Here is a 6,830-nt window from a genome sequence, read left to right as displayed (position 1 = left end):
GTGCAGATCTCGCAAAGCGTGTTTTCGGTGAAGGTGCGGCAATGGCTGCAGTGGCCAATCTCGGTCAGCGCCCGGTTAAGCAGCTGGGCCAGGCGAAAACCGCCACTGCGTTCGCGCTCGAGCAGGGTAAACGCCATGCGCTGGGCCGACTTGGGACCGACCCCCGGCAACACTTGCAGGGCCTTCATCATCTCATCCAGCAAGGGGCTGAATTTCATGGGCTAAGTATCCTTTGACGCTGTGTCGGCGGGCGGTAACCGCAGGCGGCCCTTGCGGGTGCGGGTTGCTCTTCGCCCAGCCGAACCAATCTTGTTGGCGCAGGACTATACCCGAGCCGCCCCCCGTCCGCCAATGGCCTTGTGCCTGCCGGCCCGATGACGTCGCCGACTGGATGAGACGGCGGCCATGACCACACTACCCCAGCCCGATACGCTGACGGCCGCAGTAGATCTCGGCGCGGCCCGGACGGCAAAACCCCACCAGGGTGAGCCCGGTCTGCTCGGCCCGCTCGACCGCCAGCTCAGTGGCGGCCGAAATGGCGAGCAAAATCTCCACCCCGGCGCTGGCGCACTTTTGCACCATCTCGAAGCTGGCGCGGCTGGTCACCAGAATGGCACCGTCACGGCGACCGGTGCGGCACAGATGGCCCACCAGCTTGTCCAGCGCGATATGGCGCCCCACATCCTCACGGATGGCGAGAATATTGCCCTCCCCGTCCAGATGCACCGCTGCATGGGTGGCGCCGGTGCGCAGGCCTAGCAACTGAAGCGGGCGCAGCGCGGTCAGCACCTTGTCGATATGACCCACCGCCAGACGCTGGCTGTCGGGCAGCCTTGGCTGGGTGCGGATCACCTGCGCCAGACTCTCGCTGCCGCAGATGCCGCAACCGGTGCGCCCCGCCATGGTGCGCCGCTTCTCTTTGAGGCGATGCACACAGCGGTTGGCCAGGGTGATATGAAGCTCAATCCCCTGGCAGCCGTCAATCTGCTCGATGTCGTGCATGTCGTGGAGGCTGTCGATGATCCCCTCAGAGAGCGAGAAGCCGATGGCGAAATCCTCCAGATCAGAGGCCGAACACATCATGACGCTGTGGGCGATGCCGTTATAGACCAGCGCCACTGGCGTCTCGGAGGGCAGTTCCATCTCGCTGTCGCAGGTCAGTGTATCGGCACGGTAGTGCACCACCTCGCGATGGATGGCACAGCGGGCCAGCTCGCTTTGCTCTGCGTTTGCCTCAGGCAGGCGTGTCTCTGTTTCTGCCCTCATGACATGACCCCATCAATGATCTCGGGATCTCTGGCCGAGATACCGAGCCGCTTCATCTTCGACAGCAGGGTGGTGCGTTTCATGCCAAGGCGTGCAGCGGCCCCCCTGTCACCTGCGACTATGCCGTTGCAATCGCGCAGGGCGGCGATGATCGCCTCGCGCTCATCGGTCGGCGCCTCGTCGGCAAACAGCGGCGAAGCGGGTTCGTCATACACCAGGGTCTCTATCTTGTGATAGCCCTTGAGCGGCATCAGCTCGTCGGGGGAGAGGTTGAGCACATGGCCCCGGGTCATCACCACAGCGCGCTCTATGATGTTTTCCAGCTCGCGGATGTTGCCGTACCAAGGAAGCGACACCAGCATCTTCATGGCGTCTGCGGGGATCGAGGTGATGTTGCGCCGCATCCGCTTGGCGATCTTCTTGATAAAGAAGTTGACCAGCAGCGGTATGTCTTCGCGCCGCTCGCGCAGGGGCGGCAGCTCGATGGGAAAGACGTTGAGCCGGTAGTAGAGATCGCTTCTAAAGCGCTTGTTCTTGACCATGGAGAGCAGATCGCAGTTGGTGGCGGCCACCAGCCGCACATCGATGGCGATGGGGTTGCTGTTGCCGACCCGCTCCAGCTCGTGCTCCTGCAACACCCGCAAGAGCTTGGGCTGCAAGTCCAGCGGCATGTCCCCCACCTCGTCGAGAAACAGGGTGCCCTTGTGGGCCCGCTCGAAGCGACCGATGCGCTGGGCCAAGGCGCCGGTGAAGGCCCCCTTCTCGTGGCCGAACAGATCGCTCTCGATAAGCCCGGTGGGAATGGCGGCGCAGTTCACCTTCACCATCTCCTGCTCGTGGCGAGCACTCAGCCGATGAATGGCCTGGGCAATCAGCTCCTTGCCGGTGCCGGTTTCCCCCAAGATCAGCACGGAGCAGTCGCTCTGGGCCACCAGTTTCACCTTCTCCAACACGCTCGCCATGGCGGCGCTTTGATAGATGATGCTGGAGAAATCGGCATTGGGCTCAAGCTCCGCCACCCGGATCGTCTTCTCCCTAGCACCGTTGGTGTTGGAGATCTCCTGCTGCGCCTGCACGTTGTTCATGGCAATCGCCGTGCGGGCCGCCACCTGCTCCAGCAGGGAGATATCGATGTCGGCAAAAAAGTCCGCATTCGGGTGAGAGAGGATCAAGACCCCCAGCAGATTACCCCGATAGCGCAGCGGCAGAATGCAGGAGCTGTCCGCATCGGTTGGCAGTATCTGGGAGGTGAAGCGGCAACTCGCATCACAGCCGTGGCCCTGATCCCGATAGATGAAGAAGGGTTCGCTGTGGCCAAGCGCCCCCTGCAAACAGCGCTTCTCGAAACAGGAGTGGTTGATGATACCGGGCTGATCGCTCGCCTGCTGATTGACCAGATAGCTCTTGAAACTGTCGGAGGTAGCGTTGTACTCCGCCAGACACAGGCTGCTGATGGCGAAGTGGTGCTGCAGGATGGCAAACAGGCTCTTGGGCAACTCGGCGATGCGCACTAATTTAATCACCGCATTGGTGACATCCACCAGGATCTTGCAGCTGTCGCGCTCAAGGCGCAGGGAGTTGGCCTGCTCCAGGGTGCGCTCCTTGTCGAGCACGTTTTCGAGCGCAATGGCGACGATGGCCGCCAGCTGGGTCAGCTTGGCCAGCGTCTCCATGGTGAAATTGTCGAGCCGGGTGTTGATAAACTCGACCCCACCAAGATGGCTGCGGGCGGTGGTGATGGGGAGCTGGCAGTAGGAGCGCAGCCCGGCATAAATGCCTTCTGCCTCGAGGGAGGGGCAGCGATTCTCAAAGTGGGCGGCCGCAAGCATGATGGCCTGCTCCTGGGCTTCTCGGGTGGGACGAGGGGGAAAGTGCAGTTCTGCCTTGGGGCAGACAAGGTGCTTTGGGCCGGTATGTCCCATGAAGTAGAAGATGGCCTCCTCACCCGCACCCATGTTGAGGATCAGGTTGACCCGGGTCACGCCGCCAAAGCTTGCATCTATCTTGTTGAGTTTGTGGATAAAATCATCGAGCGTCACGGCCGACAGGAGGGATTTGGAGAGCAGGAGGAAACCGTCGTCCCAGATGGGAGAGATCTCGTCCAGGGGGATGGCACTCACATTTAGCATTGCGGCCTCGCGTTATATCGATTTAGTCACCCGTCAGGCTGTCCATGCCATCGCATCACGACCAGATCACGTCACCAACATAAATAGCCGCAGCCCATCAAGAGGGCTGCCAATAAGAAAAGCGGTGACGAAACGTGTCGCATGTTGCCATTCCAGAGCGGTTATTAACGAACGACAACAAAAAATAACATTGCTATCGGGGGATATATTGGAATGGCGGCTTATCATAGATGAGCACTAATTTCATTACAATCCGATTTAATATATCTGATGGCCATATTTAGCCAGTGATGACACCAAACCCTGAGCCGCATTATGGCGGCCGATCAAACGGCTGTCGTCAACTGTCAGATCTACCCATCGCGGCCCCTGCAGCCAGATCCCGGCCCTCGTTGGTGGCGAGTCACGAGCTGATAAGCCGACTGTGGCAGCACTTCAACCCGCCGAAGATAAAGAGGGCCGACAGGCTCTGGAAGGCCATCAGCAGCCAGCTGGCGTTGTCGGCAAGCTCGGCGGTAACGCTCTGGTGAGTGAGGTAAACCAGCAGGGTGACCGCCCCCAATAGCAGGCTGTTGATCAGGGTGGTGGAGACAAAGGCAATGAGCCAGGCCACCGGCACACTCAGGGCGGCCAATACGCTGCCCATGGCGAGCCTTGCCGCCATAAAACAGCCGAAGAAACCGAAGCCGAGCAGAAATATCATCTCGTCGTGCCACATATAGCAGCCCATGCCGATCAATATCGCCGCCAGATAGGTGCCAATATAGAAAAGTCCGAATAATCGGCTAATTTCGCTGTGCATCATTCAATTCCCATCAAATGGTGGCAATAAAAGGGGACCCGACTCAACCATGTGAGTCGGGAACACCTTATTTATGCAGGATGATCCTTTTGTCGCCGGACTAACCTTTGGCGGCGCTGCGCAATTTCGCCTTGAGCGCGCTGTACTCGGTCTGGACGTACACCTCCGCCTCGGGCTGATCCTCAATGCGCTCGATTTTCACCGCACAGTACTTGTACTCGGGCGTGTAGGAGACAGGATCAAGGTGCTCTATGGTCAGCTCGTTGCACGCCCCGATCCACCACTGGTAGGTCATATAGACCACACCGGCGTTGACCCGCTCGTTGTAGTTGGCACGGGTGATCACCTTGCCGCGTCGCGACGAGATCCAGACCAGCGCCTGATCCTTCACCCCGAGCTTTTGCGCATCGCTCGGGTGGATCTGCACATAGCCCGGCTCATCGGCCAGGGTTTGCAGCGCCGAACAGTTGCCGGTCATGGAGCGGCAGGAGTAGTGCCCTACCTCCCGCACGGTGGAGAGCACCAGCGGATACTCGGCGCAAGGCTGCTCCAGCGGCGCCCGCCACTCGGAGGCGATCAGCTGCCCCTTGCCGCTCGGGGTAGTGAACACATTCCCCTCGAACAGGGTGCTGGTGCCCGGGTGATCCTCGGTCGGGCAAGGCCACTGCACGCTCTTGAGATCCGCGATTTTGTCGTAGCTGACCCCGGCATAGAGCGGGCAAAGCGCCCTCATCTCGTCCCAGATCTCTTGCGTGTTCTGGTACTCCATGGGATACCCCATGGCGGTCGCCATCAGCGAGAAAATGGCCCAGTCGGGTTTCACGTTCTCAGGGGGCGTCACCGCCTTGTAGAAGCGCTGGAAGCCGCGATCTGCCGAGCTGTAAACCCCCTCGTGCTCGCCCCAACTGGTGGCGGGCAGGATCACATCCGCCATCTCGGCGGTCTGGGTCATGAAGATATCCTGCACGATCACCAGATCCATGCCCCCCAGGGTGCGGCGGAACTGGGCCAGATCGGCCTCGGTCTGCGCCGGATCTTCCCCAAAGATATAGAAGGCCTTGCACTTGCCCTCCTCCACCTTGTGACTCAGCTCCGTCAGCCGATAGCCGGGCTTCTGGGAAAGAGACGGCACGCCCCACGCCTTGGCAAACTTGGCGCTGATCTCGGGGTCGCTCACCGACTGATAACCCGGGAACTGGTGCGGCAGCATCCCCATGTCGCAGGTGCCCTGCACGTTGTTCTGCCCGCGCACCGGGCCGCAACCGGTGCCACGGCGACCGAAGTTGCCGGTCAGCAGCGCAAGCCCTGCCAGCCCCTTGACCACATCCACGGCCTGACCGTATTGGGTCACCCCCATGCCCCACAGGATCATGGAGGCAGGCGAGGCGGCATAGGTGCGAATGGCGGCGCGGATATCGGCGGCTTTCAGGCCAGTGATCCCCTCCACATATTCCGGGGTGTACTTGGCGACTGTCGCCTTGAAGGTGTCAAACCCTTCGGTGTAGTTGGCGACGAACGCTTTGTTGTAGAGCCCTTCACTGATCAACACGTTGGCAAAGGCGTTAACCAGCGCCATGTTGGAACCGTTTTTAAGCGGCAGCCACTGATCGGCGATGCGGGCGGTCTCCACCATGCGGGGATCACACACAATCACCTTGGCCCCGTTCGCCTTCGCCTTGAGGATATGGCGGGCGACGATGGGGTGAGAGTCCGCAGCGTTGTAACCAAACACCAGCAGGCACTTGGTCTCTTGAATTTCGGGAATGGCGTTGCTCATGGCGCCGTTGCCTACCGTTGTCTCCAGACCGGAGACTGAGGGTGCGTGTCACACCCTCGCGCAGTGGTCGACGTTGTTCGTCCCCAGCACAGCGCGGGCAAATTTTTGCATCACATAGTTGGCTTCGTTACCCGGGCCACGGGCCGAGCCGGTGGTCATGATGGCGTCGGCACCGTAGGTCGCCTTGATGGCCGCCAGACGGCTGCTGGCAAAGCCGATCGCCTCATCCCAGGAGACGGATTCGAGCTTGCCACCGCGCTCGCGGCGGATCATCGGGCTCTTGAGACGGGGGGTCAGCAGGTTGGTGTCGTTCAAAAAATCCCAACCGTAATAGCCCTTGAGGCAGAGCTGCCCCTCGTTGGTCCGGCCGTTGGCGCCTTCGGCCCCCACCACCTTGTCGTTTTCAACCAGCAGGTTGATCTTGCAACCGGTGCCGCAATAGGGGCAGACAGTAATGACTTTTTTCATGACTCACACTCTTGTTTGTTAACGGTAAAAGGCCTTTAACGAAAATGGCTGGTCAGGGGTAGACAGCACAGGGGCGCAAGCGGCGGCCAGCAAGGGGCTGCGCACGCCATCCCGATGCGTTATCCCCGTGCCAACACCGGCTGGCGCTGGCAGGCCCCCATCGCCTCGGCACTGGCCAGCTGCTTCTGGCGATTCAGTTCGCCAAGCGATGCCGGCGTCACCAGACGCAGCGCCTGGGTCGGGCACACCTCGACACAGGCCGGGCCCGCCTCGCGGTGACGGCAGAGGTCGCACTTCAAGGCTTGCGCCTTGGTCTGCGGGCGCTTGAACAGCGCACCGGCAGCGGGCGCCACCTCTTTCACCACCACCGCCATGGCACCGTAAGGAC

At 60.8% G+C, this 6,830-nt stretch carries 4 protein-coding genes and 2 pseudogenes; all 6 read right to left on the bottom strand.

Features of this window, described 5'->3' with window-relative positions; all coding sequences use genetic code 11:
• Positions 1-218: pseudogene (gene recR / locus AAC083_RS01665) on the bottom strand (recombination mediator RecR); the annotation flags it as partial.
• 196 nt (positions 219-414) lie between these two features.
• Positions 415-1,266 carry a formate dehydrogenase accessory sulfurtransferase FdhD gene (gene fdhD, locus AAC083_RS01660; protein WP_108535700.1) on the bottom strand — a complete coding sequence of 284 codons (852 nt, stop codon included), beginning with the start codon at positions 1,264-1,266 and terminating at the stop codon, positions 415-417.
• The gene (locus AAC083_RS01655) at positions 1,263-3,395 is read right to left on the bottom strand and encodes a sigma 54-interacting transcriptional regulator (RefSeq protein WP_108535699.1); all 2,133 of its coding nucleotides are present in this window, start codon (positions 3,393-3,395) and stop codon (positions 1,263-1,265) included. The genes fdhD and AAC083_RS01655 overlap by 4 nt, the downstream gene beginning before the upstream one ends.
• A 403-nt stretch (positions 3,396-3,798) precedes the next feature.
• Positions 3,799-4,197: a hypothetical protein gene (locus AAC083_RS01650; RefSeq protein ID WP_108535701.1), complete on the bottom strand. Its 399-nt coding sequence runs from the start codon at positions 4,195-4,197 to the stop codon at positions 3,799-3,801.
• 100 nt (positions 4,198-4,297) lie between these two features.
• Positions 4,298-6,442 carry a formate dehydrogenase subunit alpha gene (fdhF, locus tag AAC083_RS01645; protein WP_108535698.1) on the bottom strand — a complete coding sequence of 715 codons (2,145 nt, stop codon included), beginning with the start codon at positions 6,440-6,442 and terminating at the stop codon, positions 4,298-4,300.
• Positions 6,443-6,561: 119 nt separating this feature from the next.
• Positions 6,562-6,830 (bottom strand): annotated as a pseudogene (locus tag AAC083_RS01640) (hypothetical protein); the annotation flags it as partial.

It is taken from the genome of Aeromonas sp. HMWF014, from assembly GCF_963878295.1.
GTDB classification, from domain to species: domain Bacteria; phylum Pseudomonadota; class Gammaproteobacteria; order Enterobacterales; family Aeromonadaceae; genus Aeromonas; species Aeromonas popoffii.
This window is presented reverse-complemented; position numbering and strand designations above follow the sequence as displayed.

Bases quoted from the DNA above. Each gene is read 5' to 3' on its own strand.
- fdhD (WP_108535700.1), bottom strand. From the start codon at position 1,266: ATGAGGGCAGAAACAGAGACACGCCTGCCTGAGGCAAACGCAGAGCAA.
- AAC083_RS01655 (WP_108535699.1), bottom strand. From the start codon at position 3,395: ATGCTAAATGTGAGTGCCATCCCCCTGGACGAGATCTCTCCCATCTGG.
- AAC083_RS01650 (WP_108535701.1), bottom strand. From the start codon at position 4,197: ATGCACAGCGAAATTAGCCGATTATTCGGACTTTTCTATATTGGCACC.